Genomic DNA, 18,887 nt, shown 5'->3' with positions numbered 1-18,887 from the left:
GGACAAGCCTTTGTTAATTGGCCCGTCCAGGTTATTGCAAAATGTCTTCGTTTTCGTGCATGGCTTTGATAAAGCGTTGCACGGTGCGGTCGAGCGGATCGGAGCTGCGGCCTCCGGAGGCGTTGAAGTGCCCGCCTCCTTCGAAGTATTTCCGCGCAAAGGTATTTACGTCGAAATTGCCTTTGGAGCGGAAAGACAGCTTTACTTCCGAGTTCCGGTCGATGATCAGCGCTGCTAATTTAATGCCTTGGATGGATAAAAGGAAATTTACCAGTCCTTCTGTATCCCCTGTTTGTAGATCGAACCTTTTCAGGTCGCTGTAAGGGATGGCCATCATGGCGGTATTGGCTTCATAAAACACTTCCATCCGGTTCAGGAGGCTGTGGCCGATGAAGCGGAGGCGGTTTTCGAGGAAGTTATCGTAAATGGCCTGGTGGATGTATTCGTGCTCCAGCCCTCTTTCCAGCAGATCGGCAACCATACGGTGAACGCGGGCGCTGGTGGAAGCGAAGCGGAACGATCCGGTATCGGTCATGGTACCGGCATAGATACACTGGGCAATGTCGTTATCAATATAATGTTCATCACCGAGGCGGTAGATGATTTCGTAAACGAGCTGGGCGGTGGAGGCGGCGGTAGTGTCGCTCACGCCGAAGTCGAAAACGGGCTGGGGTTCCAGGTGGTGATCGATGAGGACTTTCACGCACTGGAGCTTTTCCAGGTGGGATTCCATGTTTTTGGTGCGGCTCATGGCGTTGAAATCGAGGCAGAAAAGGATCTCAGTGCCTGTGAGGGCTTTGAGGGCTTTCTCGTTCTGCGATTCAAAATCGAGGACCGTTTCACAACCCGGCATCCATTTAAGGAAGTCGGGGTAATTGGTGGGAGAAATTACGGTAACATCGTGCCCTTTGCGCCGCAGGTAGTGGTACATGGCCAGCGAAGAGCCCATGGCGTCGGCATCAGGTTTCTGATGCATGGTGATGATTACCTTTTTGGGGCTTTCGAGCAGCGGCTTAATGTCCTCTATCGGCTTCATTCCAAAAACTATGTTTTTTTAAGGTGCTTCCGCCTTGCGGGCGGCTCATTTTCGTTTAGGCAAATGAAGTGCGAAGTTCACCATTTGAGCCAGAATTTCAAAATTTTTTACGGGTAATCAAAATGTGATTACTTTTGCGGCGCAAAAAGGCAATAACTCACGTATAACGACTAATTACCAATATGAGCAACAAAACTTTCACCATGATCAAGCCCGACGCTGTGTCTAACGGTCACATCGGCGGCATTCTGGACAAGATCTGCGCAGCAGGCTTCCGCATTGTAGCGATGAAACAACTCCGTCTTTCCGCTGAGAAAGCAGGCGAATTCTACGCTGTACACAAAGAGCGCCCTTTCTACGGTGAGCTGGTTGAATTCATGAGCAGCGGTCACATTGTAGCAGCTATCCTGGAAAAAGACAACGCAGTGGAAGATTTCCGCAAACTGATCGGTGCTACCAACCCTGCTCAGGCTGAGGAAGGTACTATCCGTAAGATCTACGCTGAGTCTATCGGCCGTAACGCAGTTCACGGTTCTGACTCCGACGAAAACGCGGCTATCGAAGGCAATTTCTTCTTCTCCGGCCTGGAGAAGTTCTGATATTGAACGCATTCAGTGAAAAACGCTCCCGGTTCCCGGGGGCGTTTTTTTTACGCCCTTCCCTTATTTCAGGTATTTATACGATACCCAGGCAGTAGCCCCTGCCCTATTTTTGCATCATCATCCCGCATCTGAGCGGAGCAAAGCTGTCAATTTCCCTATTAACGGATACCCCCTGTTAACTGCGAAGGCCCCTGTAAAAAGGGGCCTTTCTGCATAAAGAATGGCTGTTAGGTATTTCACGTATTAATACGATTGCAGGAGAATTGTAGCCGGCGTACTTTCATGAAACCCCTTATCCAACGATTTTAAAACCATTTGTATGAAACCTCTTATCTCAGGACTCCTGTCCCTTTTCCTCATTACCGTTTTTTCCTGCAAGAAAGGCGACCCCGGTCCTCCCGGAACCGCGAACGTGATGTATTCGCCCTGGGTGGCCACCAGCCCCTGGGTTGCATCCACCACATCAGCAGGCTCCGGTAAAAAGACATATTACTTTGACATGGCTGCTGCCGGCGTAACCCAGCAGGTGCTCGATCAGGGCACGGTGATCGTGTTCGCCAAATTTGTTGCTGACCCGGATGGACCGGGCTCCATCAAACAATTGCCGAGCATTTACTATAACATTGGCGCTGCCGATGTGCAATACCGTTTTCAGTCGGCCCTTACGTTGGGAAAAGTTCGTGTTATCTGCGACATTATTCCTAACGGTATTCCTGCCACTACCAATTCCGTCCGCTATGTCATCATCCCCGGCGGTGTGAGCAGCGGCCGGCAGATGAACCCGCGCAGCCTCAGTTATGAAGAGCTTTGTAAAGCTTATAAAATACCCCTGTAAGCAGTTCCGGAATGCAGAAGGCTCCCAGTGAGGGAGCCTTCTTTCACCTTCTGATCTATAAATCCTAAACCGGAACGCCGGTAATTAAGGCTGTTTCAACATGGCAAACTTCCCTTCCATCTTCGTATGCACTTTCAGATTGGAAGTGGAGATGCCCGCTTTATTGGTGCTGAACGTTCCACGGATATAAACATACGTTTCACCCATGCCCGTAAGGGTAATATTACCCGGACTGGGGGCTTATGAAAAAGCTTATTGTTCTTCTGTCCTAATTCTGGGTACGGCAAAAGAGCCTGTGATCTTTACAGTGCGCTTCGGGTCGCGTACATTACCGGCTTTACTTACGGTAAAATCTCCCCTTACATAACCGTCCCCGGTACCTGTGTTCTTGCAGAATACTCCGCCAGGGCTCGGAAGTACCTCCTTTTCCGTTTCATAAGTATACCCATACGAATTTCCATTATAAGTAACGGTTACACCGGGGTTCTTAGTCAGCGGGTTAATCGAAAATGGAAAATCGCCGACTCCGACCGGCCAATGTATCACTAATGCATTACCCCAGCTTTCGGTACGGGCATTGATCCTCCAGTAACCAGTGTTATCATACACAGCGTAATCTGCGATAAACTCAATATCGTTACCATCATTGATTTTAAGCAATAGCATTCCTAAAGTGGTCCGGATATTTCCCTGAAGCTTAACGGTTTTAGGGTCCTTCGGATCAGGCTGTACCTCCACGGATATAGTGGTCAAATCATTGGGAGGCTTGGGTACAGGGCGGTCTGCCCTAAAACTAATAGGATTTTCTTTGAAAGTTCTGCTTACCAGCTTTCCTCCTCCTTTTTCTATTTTCCATCGTCTTACATATGTTTCAGGTAACAACTTCGGCAGGTATATCGCTAACTCCTGGCCTGGTTGCGGTGCTGGATTTCCATCATAATAAACGGTCAGGCCGCTTCGGCCCTCCGCGGGAAGTACCGGCTGCTCTATCACCAGCTTCAGGTCGCTCACGGCGCTCCAGTCGCTGAAGTGGGTTGTCTGCACGGTAACGGTTCGAGCCGTTGTATTTATAGTGCCCGGTAACTTCCACCAGCCGCCATTGGCTTTCTGATAGGAGCCCCGAAGGTATTCCGGGGCGAAGATGGTGGAGTCAGTATCCGGGCATTTGAAGGTGATGGAAACCGGTTTGGCGAATGTGACGCCTTCCGGCAGTAACCTGAATGCCGGGCCGGCCGCTGAGGGGTTTAGGTTACTGATCCGCTGGATGCTGACGTTCTGATTGCTCGTGAATGCTCCGGCAGGAACCGTAAGCGTAAGCAGCCCGTCTACCGAAGTAAGCGTACCTCCGGCAGCACCTATGCTTTTTTGTGTTGCAGCTGATCCGTCAGGGACTCCTTTACCGGTCATAACCGGAGGGTTATCTTCACCCGGTGGATTTGGATTGGGGTCGTCTCCGCCGCCGGGGCCGTTACTTTTGCTACATCCTGCAAAGATGGTGGCACAGCACATAATGAGGGATATGTAAGCAATGCGCATAGCTTCTTTTTTTGATTGATTGGGTTATTAATGGTATTAAATCGGAGCGAAAATATATTGTGCAGCACCCATGCGGCAGCCTTTGCCGGCAGGATGCGACATAAATTGCCCGGTATGCCAGCCCGGAAGTTTGAAATGGAAGGTATAATGCTGAAATGACGGGAAACGGGTTGCATTAAATTAAAAAGCGCCCCCTGTTACGGGAGCGCTGTTGTTTAGCAATTATCACTATCACTATATAGATATCGGGATAGTTTTAAAATGGAACAGGAGAAATGATATCCACTTTCGTAGGCACACGGAATTTCCCTTTAATATGAATGGTTCTCCATTTCTCGGAAATTGTGGCCGTAGGACTGGCCTTTTCCACTTCGAATTCGCCCGTGTAATACCCGTCATGCGTATGGTCGGTATAAACCTTCAGGTAACCCGGACTTATTACAAGATCTCTGTCGCCCTGATTCGGGAGATAAGAACAATCATAATATACCCCATTGTATTTGAAGTGAATTCTTACCAGATCAGGGTTAAATGTTTTCCAGAGCCAGGCTCCTGTTGTTCCCAGAGAGAGCGGCCATTCGATCCAGATAGGGGCGCTGGCCGTGCTGGGTGTAGCGTTGCCATAAATGGCTGTATAGACAGGGCCTGCCTGCCCGCCGCCCAGGTTGTACCTGAACCTTTGCGCCACGCCCCTGTGTACTATCTGGGTTTTTCCACCGTTCACACTGAAGGAGATGTAACCATGGGTGGTGGTCACTTTGGTATTGAGCGTTACAGTATTACTTCCGCTTTTTACATCACAGGATATAGTGGCAGTTTCCTGGGCTGCATCTGGTTTAAATTCCGGAGCGGTATAGGTTGCTTTCCCTCCTTCCGGTTGAACAGTACCCAGTCCGTTCGATACCCTCCAGTTGCTTACAAGTGAGCCGGGCATTTCGATAAAACCGGGTACCGGTATTTCTTCTTTTACCAGAGGTGCCAGCAGGTCTTCCGCATAGTAAACGATCAGCCTCGATTTGCCTCCCGGTATTACCAGTCCGGGGTTAGCGGAAACCATTACGCCGGATATTACGGTCCAGTCGCTGAAGTGTGTGGTTTCAATTGAAACGGTACGGGCTTCGGCATTTACTACTGCTTTGGGCATAGCCATCCAGACGCCTTTCTTGTTTTGATAAGCCGCGGTTGCAGTTTCCACGGCAAGGTGGGTACTATCGGTCATATTAATCCTGAACTGGAGTGTTACCGGCTTGGCGAAGGTGACGCCTTCAGGAAGTACACGGTAAGCCGTGCCGTGGGTACCCGGACAGTTATTACTGATGTGCTGGACGCTCACCTGCTGGTCGGAAGTGAATGCCCCGGCCGGGATGATCACTTTCAGATAACCGTCCCGGGAAGATACTTGTCCACCCGTTGCGCCGATAGTTTCGGTTTCAGCTGGTGAATTATCCGGTGTACCAACCGGTGTTACCACATCTGGTTTGGGGGGCTTGGGGCCGGGCGTTTCTGTGCCGGGAGTATCGGATTTTTTGCATGCTGCCAGAAAGGCGATGGCCATGCAGATAATCCCTATTCTTTTTAATAGCATGAGCTTTGTGATTTTGCAATTACAAAAGTACATGCGGGTGGTCGGGAAGATAGAGCGGATGTCTTCAGCTGCGTTTCCAAACTTATGAAATGTATTTTCTCAGCAGTGAAATAAAGTGGCTTAATGGTGGATGGTGTTCTACGGGAGCCGAATGAATAAAAAAGGCCTCCCGTTTCCGGAAGGCTTTTCGCCCATATTAAAAATACAACATTATGGCGCCTTCATCACGTGGAAGAAGCCTTCCAATTTATGCGTAACGGTTGGGTTATAGGTCTCTCCGGCTTTCTCCACTTCGAACCTGCCGAAGATATACTGATCTTCATCTTCGTTTGCCGACACTTCAATAAAACCCGGACTGATCAGTGTAGGCCCCAGTTCTGTTTCTTTGTAATAGATGCCCAGCTTCATGGGAGAATTATCCCATAGTACAAAGTTGAAGTCAGAGAGTGGCGCTCTGCCACCACTTTTGGGTACTTTGGCCGTGATGTACAGCAAATCCCAGGCACCGGGTCTTGACACGTTTTGCATATACCAGGAATCATCAATGTATGAGGCGGGTTTTGTTGCCGGATAACTTTTCCAGGCGCCCCCGTCTACTCTGACCTGCATTTGAAGCTTCACGATTTCGATTTTGGCCTTTAGTATATACTGTTTCCCATCCTTCGGACTGAGTTCTACAGATACGGTGACCGGAGGTGTTACATAATCGGCCGCCGTATATATTGCTTCGGCTCCGTAAGGTGTAAGAAGGCCATTACCCAGTAATAACCATTCTACGATATAAGGCTCTGCGGCCAGTTGCCTTTCCCGTATGGCTTTCCCGGCTATTGGTAAGGGCGCAAGTAAATCGTCATCACAAAATACATACATGGGGGTACTACCCGATGTCGGTATTTTGGGCAGAAAAACCAGCAACTCCATGGATTTAAAGAGGCTCCAGTCAGAGAAATGGGTGGTGTTTACAGTAACTTTTTTCGCGGCGGTGTCTGTCACCACAGGCAATGCCCACCAAACACCTTCATCGTTCTGGAAAGCGATCCCCAGTGCTTCGGGGAGGGTGCCGTTCATGGTTTTCTCATCGTAACTGAAGGTAATAGTCACCGGTTGTGCGAACTGGAGGCCATGTGGTAACAGGCGGTAACCTTTGTTGGCTCCCATGGGATTGGTGTTGCTAATCCGCTGGATGCTGATGTTCTGACTGGTGGCCAACGCACCGGCGGGAATGGTCACTTTTATTTTACCGTCAGTACTGGTAAGTTCTCCTCCTGCAGAACCGATAGACGTTTCGGCTATTGGTGTGTCATCGGGTGTGCCTTCGGGCATGGGATCTCCTTCTTCCGAAAGGGCCGACATTTTCTGGTCTTTAAGTAGTTGAGATTTTTCAGGTTTCAGGCTGGCAGGTTTGTGGCAGGCTGAAAAGAGCATTGCCATGCAGCATAGGGTCAATAATTGTTTGTGCATTACGGTTTTTTAAAGGGTTAAGGAATCGTATGAAGGGATGGGCTCGGGGTTGTAGTGTAATAAATATACCGGACTGACCTAAAGTGGTGAAGCACCCTGCTGCGGGATGTCGGATAAGAATGGCAGGCGGTTGGGTGATATGCGTGAAGTGATCGGGGATGGTTTCCGGGCATAAAAAAAAGGCCTCCCGTTTCCGGAAGGCCTTAAACCAATCTTAAAAATAAAAACTATTCGAGCTCCACCACCAGATCGTCCTGCTGCACCATGGTGCCTTCGCGCAGGTGGATGGATTTTACTTTCGAGTCGCGTGTTGCCGTTACCGTGGTTTCCATTTTCATGGCTTCGATGATAAACAGCGGGGTGTTGGCACCTATGCTGTCTCCGGCTTTCACCAGTATCTTCGACAGTTTGCCCTGTAGCGGGGCTCCTACTTCGCTGGCAGTGTTGCTCACCTTTTTATTGGTGGGTACTTCGCTTTTCACGGAGCGATCGCGCACCTGCACGCGGCGGGTATAACCGTTCAGCTCAAACACTACGGTGCGCATGCCGCTTTCATCGGCAGGGAGCACATAGAGGAGCTTTACGATAATGGTTTTACCCTGGCCCAGTGTGATGAGGATTTCCTCACCCAGCTTCAGTCCGTAGAAGAATGCCGGTGTAGGGATGGCCTCCACGTTGCCGTATACCTGTGCATGCTGATAATATTCTTCGAATACTTTCGGGAACATGTGGTAGCTGAGGTAATCGAGGAATTCAGCGTAAGGGTATTTAAGCTGGAAGGCGGCAAAGTCGCTGTCGAAATCAACCGGAGCGAGGTGTGCGTTAGGTTTGCCGTTGAGCGGCTCCTGTCCTTTCAGTACGATCTTCTGCAGTTCCTTGGGGAATCCGCCATAAGGCTGGCCTATCTCTCCTTTGAAGAAGCCCTGAACGCTGGCGGGGAACGCCAGGTTACGGGTGGGGTCCATCACATCGGCAGCGGTAAGACTGTTCGCTGTCATAAACAGCGCCATATCCCCTACTACTTTGGAGCTGGGCGTTACTTTCACGATATCGCCGAAGAGATCGTTCACTACTGCGTAGTTGTGCTTGATGGTCTCCAGCTTTTCTCCGAGGCCGAGCGATTCCGCCTGCTGGCGCAGGTTGGAGTACTGGCCGCCGGGGATTTCGTTTTCGTAAACCTGTGCGGTACCAGCCTTCATGTCTGACTCGAAGGGGTAATAGTATTCGCGCACATCTTCCCAGTAGTTGCTGTATTCGTTGAGGGAAGCGAAGTTCATGGGCTGGCTGCGTTCGTGGCCTTCGAGGATGGCGGCCATGGCATTGAGATTAGGCTGTGAGGTAAGCCCGCTCAGGGATGCGATGGCGCAATCCACTGCATTCACGCCGGCTTCGATGGCTTTCAGGTAAGTGGCGGCCTGAACGGAAGCGGTATCGTGGGTATGCAGTACGATGGGGAGTTTCACCGCGTCTTTCAGGGCGCCTACCAGTACGGTGGCGGCCTGTGGCTTGAGAAGACCGGCCATGTCCTTGATGCAGAGCATGTGTGCGCCGGCGTCTTCCAGGCGTTTGGCGAGGGAAACGTAGTAATCGAGGGTGTATTTCTTATTGTCCTTGTGCAGGATATCGCCGGTGTAGCTGATAGCGGCCTGCGCGAGGGAGGTGGTATTGTTGCGCACGAAGCCGATGGAAGGCGTCATGGCATCGATATCGTTGAGGGAATCGAAGATGCGGAAGATGTCGATACCGTTCTCCGCCGCTTTCTCGATGAATTTGGCGATGAGGTTTTCCGGGTAAGCGGAATAGCCTACGGCGTTGGAGCCTCTGAACAGCATCTGCAGCAGCACGTTGGGCATAGCTTCGCGCATGAGCTGGAGCCTTCTCCAGGGGCATTCGTGCAGGAAGCGCATGGCTACGTCGAAGGTGGCGCCGCCCCATACTTCCATGGAGAAGAGTTGCGGGTTGTTGCGGGCGTAGCCTTCTGCAACGGCGAGGATATCTTTGGTACGCACACGGGTGGCGAGGAGGCTCTGGTGAGCATCGCGGTAGGTGGTGTCGGTAAAGTATACCGGCTTTTCGTTGCGGAGCCATTGGGTGAAGTTCTCGCGGCCCATGGTGATGAGCTTGTTGCGGGTGCCTTCGGGAACGGGTGCCAGCGGGTCGAAGGAAGGCACGTGAGGTACCCGGAACTTGCGGCCGTCATGCTTGCCTTTAACGTCTACATGCCCGTTTACCGTCACGTCTGCCAGGTACATGAGGGTTTTCGTGGCGCGGTCGCGGATGGGCGACAGCTTGAAAAGCTCGGGATGCTGGTCAATAAAGCCTACCGTACAGTTTCCTTTACGGAAAGTATCGTGGGTAATTACGTTTTCTAAGAAGCGGATGTTGGTTTTCACCCCGCGGATGCGGAACTCCTTCAGCGTGCGGTGCAGCCTTCCTGCCGCGCCTGAAAGCGTACGGCCTGAAGCGGTTACCTTCACGAGCATGGAGTCGAAGAAGGGGGAGATTTTTACGCCGGAATAGGCGCTGCCTTCGTCAAGACGGATACCGAAGCCTCCCGCGTTGCGGTAAGCGATCACGGTACCGTAATCAGGGGTGAAGTTGTTCTCCGGATCTTCGGTGGTAACGCGGCACTGGATGGCGAAGCCATTGAGGCGCACATCGTCCTGGTTCTTGAGGAAGATCTCGGGGTCTGATAAATGGTGGCCTTTGGCGATGAGGATCTGCGACCGTACGATGTCGATACCGGTTACCTCTTCGGTAACGGTATGTTCCACCTGGATGCGGGGATTCACTTCGATGAAGTACACTTTGTTCTGCCGGTCTACCAGGAACTCCACGGTTCCGACGTTATTATATTTTACTTCGCGGGCGAGGGCCAGCGCGTATTTATATATTTCTTCGCGGGTTTCCTGCGGGAGGTTGGGCGAAGGCGCGATCTCCACAACTTTCTGGAAACGGCGCTGAACGGAACAGTCGCGCTCGTAGAGGTGCACGATATTGCCGTAGTTGTCGCCCATGAGCTGCACTTCGATGTGCTTGGGTTCTTCGATGAACTTTTCGATGAAGATGGTGTCGTCGCCGAAAGCTTTTCCGGCTTCGCCCCTTGCTTCGAGGAAAGAGCGTTCCAGCTGGCTTTCTTCACGGACAACCCGCATACCGCGCCCGCCGCCGCCGGAGGCAGCTTTGAGGATGATGGGGAGGCCGATGCGGAGGGCTTCCTTTTTCACGGTTTCGACATCTTCCAGCTTCACCTGGGAATCTTCGATGAGGGGAACGTTTACACGGCGCGCCAGTGTTTTGGCGGCTACCTTGTCTCCCAGCTGGGCCATTACTTCAGGATCGGGACCTACGAAAATGATACCCTCTTCGCGGCAACGGCGTGCGAAAGTAACGTTCTCGCTCAGGAAACCATAACCGGGATGGATGGCATCTACCCCCTGCGCTTTCGCGAGGTGGATAATACCCTCGATATCGAGGTAAGGTTTCAGCGGGTCATCGTCTTTCCCGATCTGGTAGGCTTCGTCTGCCTTGTAACGGTGAAGGGAGTAACGGTCTTCATAAGTAAAGATCGCTACGGTTCTGATCCGTAATTCCGATGCTGCTCTTAAAATCCGGACGGCGATCTCGCCGCGGTTGGCCACTAACAGCTTGTGTATCCTTTTGAGCGATGAATCAGACATAACTGTGGTAAGTTCAGACAATCAATTTAACATTTATGCTAAAAATCAGCGGGTATAAAAGTAGTAAAAGAATGCAGTTTTTCCTTCGTTTATTTCTAATTATTCAAACTGATTTGTGAATTATATTCAAGAAGCCGCGTTTTTATGGGTGTTTTATCCAATTTAGGAGGGTTAAATAGCACAATTGTTTAATACAAAGACATATGTGAAATCATTCCGCTATTTTTACGGATATGTGGGATGCATCGATAAACGGGTTCAGGGCGCACTTGCGGGTAGAGCGGTCGCTGTCGCAAAATACCATTGAAGCATATGAGCGGGATGTGCGGATATTGACCCGTTACCTCGTGCAGGCGCAGAAGCCTGTATCGCCGGATGCCATTACACTGACGGAGCTGGAGGGATGCGTACGCTGGGCGGCGGAGCTGGGTATGACGGCCAGCAGCCAGGCAAGGATGATTTCCGGTATCCGTACCTTTTTCCGGTACCTCCAGCTGGAAGACCTTATCCCTCACGACCCTTCCCAGTTGCTGGAGGCACCTAAAACGGCGCGTAAGCTGCCCGACTTCCTCAGCGTGGAAGAAATCGATCTCATCATCTCCCTGGTGCCTTCCCTCGATCCCAAAAACAAGAACCCTGATATTGTGCAGCGCAACGTGGCCATACTGGAAACGATGTATTGCTGCGGGTTAAGGGTGAGTGAGGCGGTGGGACTGCGGCTGAGTCAGCTGCATTTTACGGAAGGGTATATAAAGGTGTTGGGGAAGGGAGATAAAGAAAGACTGGTTCCTATCGGCGGAACGGCCATGGAGCATATTAATATATATATACAGCAGTACCGGCAGTTTTATAAGATAAAGAAGGGGCATGAGGATATCCTGTTCCTGAACCGGAGGGGCCAGGGATTAACGCGGGTAATGATCTTTCTCATTATCAAGCAGCTGGCCATGATGGCGAATATTAAAAAGAACATTTCTCCCCATACCTTCCGGCATTCCTTTGCCACGCATCTGGTGGAAGGCGGGGCAGACCTGGTGGCGGTGCAGGAGATGCTGGGGCACGAGAGTATTACCACCACGGAGATCTATACGCATCTGAACCGGGAGTACCTCCGGGATATGCTGGTGCAGTTCCATCCGGGATTTCACCGGTAAACAATCATGGTTATTTACTGAAGGATGAGGGCTTGTATAACGCCCGGCGGTCTCGTGACCTTGCCGGGTTGGGGATGTATAGGGATCTGTCTGTACGTTGGGAAAGAAAAAACAGCCACCCTTTGAGACTTGGGGGGCGGGCAGCTGTTTGTTGATATTTGGGGCTTTCCAACATTGGCGGTACTAATACGAAACATACCGGCCCTTATGCTGGGGTCTAACCTTTCCGGAGATGAATCCGTTGATCCATCCGGTGAAGGTGCCGGGTTTTCGGGGCTGGGTTGCAGGCCTGGCTTGCAGGTTCTGCCGTGAGCAGTGGGCGATCCGCAGTCTTTCCGGGCGCTGTGCTTTTGAACTGTCTTCTTCGAGTACGGGAATACCGCGGTCGAAGATCCTGAAGTAGACGTCCGGTGAGTCGGAGATACCGTAGCGTCCATCGCGGATAATCTGCATCATGCGGCTGCCGGTGAGCTTATCGCGGGAGAAGTACAGTTTGTACTTACCCAGCTCATTGGTGTAACCGCGGCCCAGCAGTTGATCGTTGAGGGCGTTGTAGGCTTCGACTCTGACAGTTCTCAGGGCTTCGCCGGTGTCTGCATGGCGGACGGTTCCGGCAACGGCCCAGGCGCCAAAATCACGGCGGATGGCAGACCATTTTTCGGCAGGTACCACGTACGCAAAAGCGGCGAGGTACTTGTCGCGGTCTCTTTTCCAATGTGGCACGAAGGTGCTCAGATGATACTGTGCCCTTCCATCTCTGGTGTTGCGTGCTCCGGGCACACTGTTGAGGCAGATGTCGAGTTCCAGCGGTTCGGTGAACAGGTGGAGCTCGTCCCAGGACAGAGAGAAATTTCCGTCACTGTCCAGTCCGGCTTCAGCGAGGAGGCGGTCCGATTTGGCCCTTACCTCGGTGCCGGGGATCTGGTGCAGATCTTTGAAGATACCGCGGGCCAGAACATCGGGGTCGTGTGGGCCTTCGGGCAGGTAAATCCTGATGCGCGCGTCGGCCAGGGGTTCCATACACTCCTCACAGATCAACGCAGAGATGTTGCCAATTAAAAGGTAACTCATAGCGATTTCACTTTTGGTTCTTTACATTTTGGGGGTTACGCTGTGTTACTACCGGTTTGGGGGCACCGGCTGCCCTCTGCATACTAACGAAACAAACTATGGTAGAAAGGCCTTCTGTTGCACTGTCTACATGGTCAATAGTCCACATCGCAAAGGTTGAGAGAATTCACTCCTTAATCAAGCGTTCAACCCCGCGAAATACCGAATGCGTACTTCTACGCATTTTGGGAGTGGTATTACGGATAATCCCCCTCTCCCCGCTCCGCCACTATTGCCCCAAATCCGCAATGGCAGTAATTTCTCCTGATATTCAATGCCCAACAGCCTTAAAAAGGATTTATACCCGGTGAGTAGGAGAACTGCATTTTTATGATAATTTTACCCGCGATATTTTCAGTTTCATTATTACTAACGCAAAAAATTTACAATGGCTAAATTCACTAAAGAGAGCGGAAAGTTCATTTCCCTCACAAAGGGCGCAAAGCTCACGAAGGAGTACCGGGTAGACCAGGTGGAACGAAAGAAACACAAGGATCCCGTTATGTCTCAGTTCTTTGGTGCTGAAAAGCTGCAGCAGCTGCTGTCTAAAGAAGGTGCTGTAGGTATCCGGGTGTATTATGGTCTTGACATGGATGGCGATGGCAAACGCGATAAGAAGTTTATTGTGGTTGCTACCGATGCAAATGGCGATGATATGCTTACCCCTGCTACCCGCACACTGGATAAAGATACCGGTCCCCGCGACAGCGACATTCTCACCAGCGAAGTGCTGTGCCCCTTCGATTGCGCCACAGCAAACCCCCTGAACTCTGACACCGACGAATCCAACGGATAAAGCCAATTAAGTGCCGCTGCATCATTATATTTTTTACTTTATGATGGGGATCGAAGTCCTGCTTTTGATCCCCTTCACTTTAAACTACCGGCTGTTCGATAAAGAACAACGTCTCATTTACGTGTATCTCATCTATATCGTGATACTGAACGTTGGAGCCGATCTTCTTTCCCGCATTTTTAAACACAACCTCGCCTGGCATTCCATCATGTCCCTGGTCGGTTTCTACATTTTATCTTTCTATTATAGAAAAGTCCTCAAAAAGCCCTTTACCAAAAAGTTTATCGGATGGCTGATCCCCGTCACCACCCTTGTATTTGCCCTTGACTTTTTCTGGATCGGAGGCCCTCACGGCTTCAGTTCCATCTTCGTTGCCTTCAGAACCTTCTGGCTTATCGTATACGGTATCCTGTTCTTTATGCAGCTCGTGCGCGACGAATCGCTTATTGAACGCTCCATACTTATCACATCCATCCCGGCATTCTGGTTTAACTCAGGCCTGTTTGTGTATCATTGCTGCAGCTTCCTCCTTTATCTTTCTTTCAACATCCTTTTAAACGACAAGCCCGGCCCTGAAATCATCAATATTTTCCGGATAATACAGGGCCTCGTTTGGGTTTCGGGCATTATTCAGGTGATTGTTTTTTATATTGGGCTGCAAAAACTCAAAAGAGCGAGATCATGAACACGCTGCACTTAATTCTGGCGGGTACGATCGTTATGATGAGCCTCGGTATTTTCGTGGTCATCATGGTGGTTTTACAACAAAAGCAGGTGATACAGTATAAGCTGATTCTGAAGGATAAAGACCTTCAACTGCAGAAAGAACGCCTCGTGGCCGTGCTCAAAGGGCAGGAAATTGAACGGAAAAGGATTGCGGAAGACCTCCACGACGAAGTGGGCGCCCAGCTGTCTGTCCTCAAACTCAGCCTCAACCACCTCCAGCAACTTGCCGGCAACGGGGAAAAAGAGAAGATCAAGGAAACCAAGGAGTTCGCAGATACCATCATCCAGCAGCTCCGGTTCATCTCCCAGAGCCTCCACCCTACTACCCTCGAAAACCTCGGTCTCAGCCATGCGTTAGACTCCTTCGCCAGCATCATGAACAAGAACCGGCAGATCGCCATCCAGTTCCGGACAGATGGCAGTGTTTACCCGGTAGACCGGGAAAAGGCCCTGAACGTGTACCGCGTGGTGCAGGAACTGATGAACAATATCCTCAAACATGCCGAAGCCGATAAAGTACTGATAACCTATCAAAGCACCCCCCAGCTCCTTACCATACGTGTTGAAGACGACGGAAACGGCCAGCTGATCGAAAATTTTGAGAGCTCCCGGCATAAGACGGGCCACCTGGGTTTAAAAAATATTGAAAGCCGTTTGAATATTATCGGGGGAAACATCACCTTTGTACAAAATCCACCTAAAGGCACAGTTGCCGAAATCAAGGTGGAGAACTATCAGCCTGTTGCTTAGCCATCAATAAAAAATAAGTATGCTGCTGCCGATAAAGGTCGCAATCGCAGACGACCACAAGATTTTCAGGAGCGGGGTCATCAATACCCTCACCCCTTACGAAAACATCAACGTCGTATTCGAAGCGGAAGACGGTGAACATTTATTGCAAATCATGCAGGATCAGCAGCCTGACGTGATTCTTATGGACCTGAAGATGCCCAAAATGGACGGTATTCAGGCCACCATCAAAGTCAGGGAAAAATACCCGCACGTAAAAATCATTATCCTGACGATGTATGAAGACGATAACTTCATCGTCCACCTCGTAGAAAACGGCGCCAACGCCTATCTGCTCAAAAACAGTGAACCTGAAGAAATCTACGAAGCCATCTGTACCACTTACGAAAAAGGGTTCTATTTCAACGAAAACGTGAACCTGGCCCTCCTCAAAAAAGTACTGCATAAAAACAAGCAGCAGTTTAAGCCTACTTTCAAGAATGAAGTGCAGCTGACAGACCGTGAGCTGGAAGTGCTGAAGCTGATTTGCGGTGAACAGACCACGCAGGAGATCTCCGAGCAGATTTATCTCAGTCCCCGTACGGTGGAAGGCCTCCGGCAGAAGCTGCTGGAAAAACTGGGTGTTAAGAACACCGTGGGCCTGGTACTATATGCTTTCCGGAACGGGCTTATCGAATAAGGAATACGCAATTATTCATACAAAACAACAAAATCAATATGAAACAACTATCCGCGTTCCTCACTGCCGCGGCTTTCGGCGTGATGTCCGTTACAGCCCAGGCACAGGTAAAAATGCCTGCGCCCAGCCCTGGCCAGACTATCAAGCAGGACTTTGCCCTGTCTGCTGTTGAAGTAACCTACTCCCGCCCTGCGGTGAAAGGCCGTACCATTATGGGCGACCTGGTGCCTTACAACAAGATCTGGCGCATGGGAGCCAATGCCGCTACCCGTATTAAATTTGGTGAAGACGTAAAGCTGAACGGCAAACCCGTGCCCGCCGGCGAATACGTGATCTACGCCATCCCCGGTCATACCAGCTGGGAAATCATCATCAACAAAGGCCTGAAAAACTGGGGTGTTGATGGTTACAAACAGGAAGAAGATGTGGCCCGCTTTACAGCAGAGCCGCAGGAACTGCCCTTCCCTATCGAATCATTCATGATCACCTTCGGCGACGTTCGCCCCAGTGCCATGACCATGATGTTCCTGTGGGACCGTATCATGATCCCTGTTGAAATCACCGCTGATATCGACGGTAAGATCATGGCCTCTATCGAAGAAGGCATGAAAACCGACAAGAAGCCCTACTTCCAGGCTGCCATGTACTACTTTGAGTCTGGCCGCGATGTGAACCAGGCTATCAAGTGGATGGATGCCGCCCTGGCTGAGCCTAACAATGCCAAAGCCTTCTGGATGTACTACCAGAAAGCCCGCATGCAGGCGAAAGCAGGTGATAAAGCCGGTGCCAAAGCCACTTCCGCCAAATCCACCGAGCTGGCGAAAGCTGCTAAGAACGACGATTACGTAGCCCTCAACGAAAAACTGATGGCCACCCTGTAATCTGCAATCACTGCATAAAAAAAGAGGATGCCTCACCTGGGGCATCCTCTTTTTTTATAGCTTATCCGCCAATCAGGCAGGTGTATTGTTTGCCGGTTTACTCATAAAAGGCTGCAGGATGGCAGCAAAAGCCATGACCAGTACGCAGCCTATGAGGTTGAGCCAGAGGAAGGAAACCACGTCGAGCTTATAAACCACGATCACTGCGAGCTCTGCCAGCAGTGCTCCCCAGAACACCGCATGCCCCCTTACCCACTTCATGCCAAACGCCACCACAAAGATCCCGAGGATGGTACCGTAAAACAGCGAGCCCAGGATGTTTACGGCTTCGATAAGACTGCCCAGGTTGGTAGCAAACAAGGCCACGGCAATAGAAAACACTCCCCATACCAGCGTCCAGAATTTGGAAGCGCGGAGGTATTGCTCATCCGTAGCATTGGGCTTGTACATACGCTTGTACACATCCACCATGGTAGTGGATGCCAGCGAGTTGAGCGCTGCCGCGATGCTGCCCCAGGATGCGAGGAAGATAATGGCGATCAGCAGGCCTACCAGCCCCTTGGGTAAACTGTTCACCACAAAGTGCAGGAAGATGTAGTTGGTATCGTTGGTATCCGCAGCGGGATTGGCTTTTTTGATGAGGTCTTTGGCTTCGCCCCGGATCTTGTCGGACACGGCTTCTGAAGCTTTCAGGCTGGCCTGTGCATCGCGGATAACGGGTTCGTTTTCTGTATTAAGCGCGGCTGCCAGGGCTTTTACCTGTACCTGCTTCACACCGTCCAGCGAATCGTAGCGTTGCTCGAGTACCTGCATCTGCGGGGAATATTCCGACTGATGCACCTGGCGGATGAGGCCTTCGTTGAAGTTGATGGGGGCTTTGAAATACAGGTAAAACACGAATACCAGCGCGCCTATCAGCATAATGAGAAATTGCATGGGCACCTTTACCAGTCCGTTCATGAGCAGGCTCATACGGCTCTCGGTAAGGTCGCGGGCGGTGAGGTAACGCCCTACCTGGCTTTGGTCGGTCCCGAAGTACGATAAGGCAAGGAAGAACCCGCCTATGACCCCGCTCCAGATGTTGTAGCGGTCTTTCAGGTCAAAGTCCGTCACAATCACATTCAGCTTTCCCATTTTCCCGGAAACGTGCAATGCTTCAGAGAAACCTATCTCCGGCGGCAGCAGTTTCACCACCATATACCCCGCCAGGAACATCCCCGCGAAGATGATACCCAGCTGTAGCGACTGCGTATACGATACCGCTTTGGTACCGCCGTACATGGTATAAATGATGAGCAGCCCGCCCATGAAAATATTGGTGTAGTAGATATTCCATCCTAACAGCGACGAGAGGATGATAGACGGTGCATAGATACTGATCCCCGTGGAAAGGGCGCGTTGCAGCAGGAAGAGGAACGACGTGAGGGTGCGGGTTTTCAGGTCGAACCGGTTCTCGAGGTATTCATACGCCGTATAGACTTTCAGCCGGTGGTAGATGGGTACAAACACAGCAGAGATAACCACCATGGCGATGGGCAGCCCGAAGTAGTATTGCACGAACCGCATACCGTCGGCATATGCCTGTCCGGGTGCGCTGATGAACGTAATAGCGCTGGCCTGTGTGCCCATAATGGAGAGCAGCACGATGTACCAGGGAACGGAACGGTTTCCGAGGAAGTAACTGTCGAGGTTTTGCTGGCCGCGGCTTTTCCAGACACCATACATGATAATGATGGTGAGGGTTAGCCCCAGCACAGCCCAGTCGGCATAACTCATGAAAAGTGTTTGGTAAAGAAGTAAAAGAAAACAACCAGTGCCACGAGCCATCCTAATACAAGGATGTACCAGGAGCGCCAGCGGCTGAACAAGGGTGGTTTATTTGTTTGTTTATCTTCCATCATTATTGCGTTTGGACAACAATCCGCCTCCCAGCAGTCCTAATGCAAGGCCTATCAGCAGCCCGATATGGACGCGTTTGATAAGAAACCCGATGGCCAGCCCGATAGCGATGCACAGCCCTGCTGAAATCGTAACTCTGTCTTTTCTCATGCTCATA

General features: G+C 51.0%; 17 protein-coding genes. 8 read left to right on the top strand and 9 right to left on the bottom strand.

The features are described from left to right. Positions 1 to 31: 31 nt before the first annotated feature. On the bottom strand, positions 32 to 1,036 hold the full coding sequence (locus tag DEV76_RS11440) for a DHH family phosphoesterase (protein ID WP_109698037.1): 1,005 nt from the start codon (positions 1,034 to 1,036) through the stop codon (positions 32 to 34). Positions 1,037 to 1,218: 182 nt separating this feature from the next. On the opposite strand from DEV76_RS11440, the gene DEV76_RS11435 reads away from it, so the two are divergent. Both DEV76_RS11435 and DEV76_RS11430 read left to right on the top strand, forming a co-directional pair. After that, complete coding sequence (locus tag DEV76_RS11435) at positions 1,219 to 1,635, top strand: nucleoside-diphosphate kinase (RefSeq protein ID WP_109698036.1); 417 nt, start codon at positions 1,219 to 1,221, stop codon at positions 1,633 to 1,635. A gap of 322 nt (positions 1,636 to 1,957) precedes the next feature. Next, a complete protein-coding gene (locus tag DEV76_RS11430) occupies positions 1,958 to 2,473 on the top strand; it encodes a hypothetical protein (protein WP_109698035.1) in 516 nt (171 codons plus the stop codon). Positions 2,474 to 2,557: 84 nt separating this feature from the next. Here DEV76_RS11430 and DEV76_RS26280 read toward each other — a convergent pair whose 3' ends face one another. From DEV76_RS26280 to DEV76_RS11410, 5 genes are all read right to left on the bottom strand, one after another. Continuing rightward, on the bottom strand, positions 2,558 to 2,680 hold the full coding sequence (locus tag DEV76_RS26280; protein WP_262509829.1) for a hypothetical protein: 123 nt from the start codon (positions 2,678 to 2,680) through the stop codon (positions 2,558 to 2,560). A 45-nt stretch (positions 2,681 to 2,725) separates the two neighbouring features. Then, positions 2,726 to 4,009, bottom strand: coding sequence for a hypothetical protein (locus DEV76_RS11425; RefSeq protein WP_109698034.1), 1,284 nt, complete (start codon positions 4,007 to 4,009; stop codon positions 2,726 to 2,728). Positions 4,010 to 4,265: 256 nt separating this feature from the next. Continuing rightward, positions 4,266 to 5,594 carry a hypothetical protein gene (locus tag DEV76_RS11420; RefSeq protein WP_157962837.1) on the bottom strand — a complete coding sequence of 443 codons (1,329 nt, stop codon included), beginning with the start codon at positions 5,592 to 5,594 and terminating at the stop codon, positions 4,266 to 4,268. A gap of 210 nt (positions 5,595 to 5,804) precedes the next feature. After that, complete coding sequence (locus DEV76_RS11415) at positions 5,805 to 7,025, bottom strand: hypothetical protein (RefSeq protein WP_157962836.1); 1,221 nt, start codon at positions 7,023 to 7,025, stop codon at positions 5,805 to 5,807. A 257-nt stretch (positions 7,026 to 7,282) separates the two neighbouring features. Continuing rightward, positions 7,283 to 10,735: a pyruvate carboxylase gene (locus DEV76_RS11410; RefSeq protein WP_109698031.1), complete on the bottom strand. Its 3,453-nt coding sequence runs from the start codon at positions 10,733 to 10,735 to the stop codon at positions 7,283 to 7,285. Between the two features lie 233 nt (positions 10,736 to 10,968). Between DEV76_RS11410 and xerD the strand changes: the two genes are divergently transcribed. Beyond that, positions 10,969 to 11,889: a site-specific tyrosine recombinase XerD gene (gene xerD / locus DEV76_RS11405; RefSeq protein ID WP_198652032.1), complete on the top strand. Its 921-nt coding sequence runs from the start codon at positions 10,969 to 10,971 to the stop codon at positions 11,887 to 11,889. A 183-nt stretch (positions 11,890 to 12,072) separates the two neighbouring features. Here the strand turns inward: xerD and DEV76_RS11400 are convergent, their stop codons facing one another. Next, positions 12,073 to 12,960, bottom strand: coding sequence for a hypothetical protein (locus DEV76_RS11400; protein ID WP_157962835.1), 888 nt, complete (start codon positions 12,958 to 12,960; stop codon positions 12,073 to 12,075). 427 nt (positions 12,961 to 13,387) lie between these two features. Here DEV76_RS11400 and DEV76_RS11395 point away from each other — a divergent pair, with 427 nt between their 5' ends. From DEV76_RS11395 to DEV76_RS11375, 5 genes are read left to right on the top strand one after another with little or no spacing between them, the layout of a single operon-like run. Next, the gene (locus DEV76_RS11395) at positions 13,388 to 13,795 is read left to right on the top strand and encodes a hypothetical protein (protein ID WP_109698028.1); all 408 of its coding nucleotides are present in this window, start codon (positions 13,388 to 13,390) and stop codon (positions 13,793 to 13,795) included. 40 nt (positions 13,796 to 13,835) lie between these two features. Then, entirely contained in the window at positions 13,836 to 14,480 is a 645-nt protein-coding gene (locus DEV76_RS11390; protein WP_109698027.1) for a hypothetical protein, read from the top strand. After that, positions 14,477 to 15,271, top strand: coding sequence for a sensor histidine kinase (locus DEV76_RS11385; protein WP_109698026.1), 795 nt, complete (start codon positions 14,477 to 14,479; stop codon positions 15,269 to 15,271). Before DEV76_RS11390 ends, DEV76_RS11385 begins: the two co-directional genes overlap by 4 nt. 19 nt (positions 15,272 to 15,290) lie before the next feature. Continuing rightward, complete coding sequence (locus DEV76_RS11380; protein ID WP_109698025.1) at positions 15,291 to 15,950, top strand: response regulator transcription factor; 660 nt, start codon at positions 15,291 to 15,293, stop codon at positions 15,948 to 15,950. Positions 15,951 to 15,988: 38 nt separating this feature from the next. Then, positions 15,989 to 16,831, top strand: coding sequence for a DUF2911 domain-containing protein (locus DEV76_RS11375; protein WP_109698024.1), 843 nt, complete (start codon positions 15,989 to 15,991; stop codon positions 16,829 to 16,831). 72 nt (positions 16,832 to 16,903) lie between these two features. Here the strand turns inward: DEV76_RS11375 and DEV76_RS11370 are convergent, their stop codons facing one another. Together DEV76_RS11370 and DEV76_RS25920 are read right to left on the bottom strand one after the other, a co-directional pair. After that, positions 16,904 to 18,607 carry a sodium:solute symporter gene (locus tag DEV76_RS11370; protein ID WP_109698023.1) on the bottom strand — a complete coding sequence of 568 codons (1,704 nt, stop codon included), beginning with the start codon at positions 18,605 to 18,607 and terminating at the stop codon, positions 16,904 to 16,906. Positions 18,608 to 18,718: 111 nt separating this feature from the next. Continuing rightward, the gene (locus tag DEV76_RS25920; protein WP_157962834.1) at positions 18,719 to 18,886 is read right to left on the bottom strand and encodes a hypothetical protein; all 168 of its coding nucleotides are present in this window, start codon (positions 18,884 to 18,886) and stop codon (positions 18,719 to 18,721) included. Position 18,887 lies beyond the last annotated feature (1 nt).

The organism is Chitinophaga deserti (assembly GCF_003149455.1).
Lineage (GTDB): Bacteria > Bacteroidota > Bacteroidia > Chitinophagales > Chitinophagaceae > Chitinophaga > Chitinophaga deserti.
The sequence above is the reverse complement of the archived record's forward strand: the minus strand, read 5'-3'. Positions and strand labels throughout refer to the sequence as shown.

Bases quoted from the DNA above. Each gene is read 5' to 3' on its own strand.
- DEV76_RS11440 (WP_109698037.1), bottom strand. From the start codon at position 1,036: ATGAAGCCGATAGAGGACATTAAGCCGCTGCTCGAAAGCCCCAAAAAG.
- DEV76_RS11435 (WP_109698036.1), top strand. From the start codon at position 1,219: ATGAGCAACAAAACTTTCACCATGATCAAGCCCGACGCTGTGTCTAAC.
- DEV76_RS11430 (WP_109698035.1), top strand. From the start codon at position 1,958: ATGAAACCTCTTATCTCAGGACTCCTGTCCCTTTTCCTCATTACCGTT.
- DEV76_RS26280 (WP_262509829.1), bottom strand. From the start codon at position 2,680: ATGGGTGAAACGTATGTTTATATCCGTGGAACGTTCAGCACCAATAAA.
- DEV76_RS11425 (WP_109698034.1), bottom strand. From the start codon at position 4,009: ATGCGCATTGCTTACATATCCCTCATTATGTGCTGTGCCACCATCTTT.
- DEV76_RS11420 (WP_157962837.1), bottom strand. From the start codon at position 5,594: ATGCTATTAAAAAGAATAGGGATTATCTGCATGGCCATCGCCTTTCTG.
- DEV76_RS11415 (WP_157962836.1), bottom strand. From the start codon at position 7,025: ATGGCAATGCTCTTTTCAGCCTGCCACAAACCTGCCAGCCTGAAACCT.
- DEV76_RS11410 (WP_109698031.1), bottom strand. From the start codon at position 10,735: ATGTCTGATTCATCGCTCAAAAGGATACACAAGCTGTTAGTGGCCAAC.
- xerD (WP_198652032.1), top strand. From the start codon at position 10,969: ATGTGGGATGCATCGATAAACGGGTTCAGGGCGCACTTGCGGGTAGAG.
- DEV76_RS11400 (WP_157962835.1), bottom strand. From the start codon at position 12,960: ATGAGTTACCTTTTAATTGGCAACATCTCTGCGTTGATCTGTGAGGAG.
- DEV76_RS11395 (WP_109698028.1), top strand. From the start codon at position 13,388: ATGGCTAAATTCACTAAAGAGAGCGGAAAGTTCATTTCCCTCACAAAG.
- DEV76_RS11390 (WP_109698027.1), top strand. From the start codon at position 13,836: ATGATGGGGATCGAAGTCCTGCTTTTGATCCCCTTCACTTTAAACTAC.
- DEV76_RS11385 (WP_109698026.1), top strand. From the start codon at position 14,477: ATGAACACGCTGCACTTAATTCTGGCGGGTACGATCGTTATGATGAGC.
- DEV76_RS11380 (WP_109698025.1), top strand. From the start codon at position 15,291: ATGCTGCTGCCGATAAAGGTCGCAATCGCAGACGACCACAAGATTTTC.
- DEV76_RS11375 (WP_109698024.1), top strand. From the start codon at position 15,989: ATGAAACAACTATCCGCGTTCCTCACTGCCGCGGCTTTCGGCGTGATG.
- DEV76_RS11370 (WP_109698023.1), bottom strand. From the start codon at position 18,607: ATGAGTTATGCCGACTGGGCTGTGCTGGGGCTAACCCTCACCATCATT.
- DEV76_RS25920 (WP_157962834.1), bottom strand. From the start codon at position 18,886: ATGAGCATGAGAAAAGACAGAGTTACGATTTCAGCAGGGCTGTGCATC.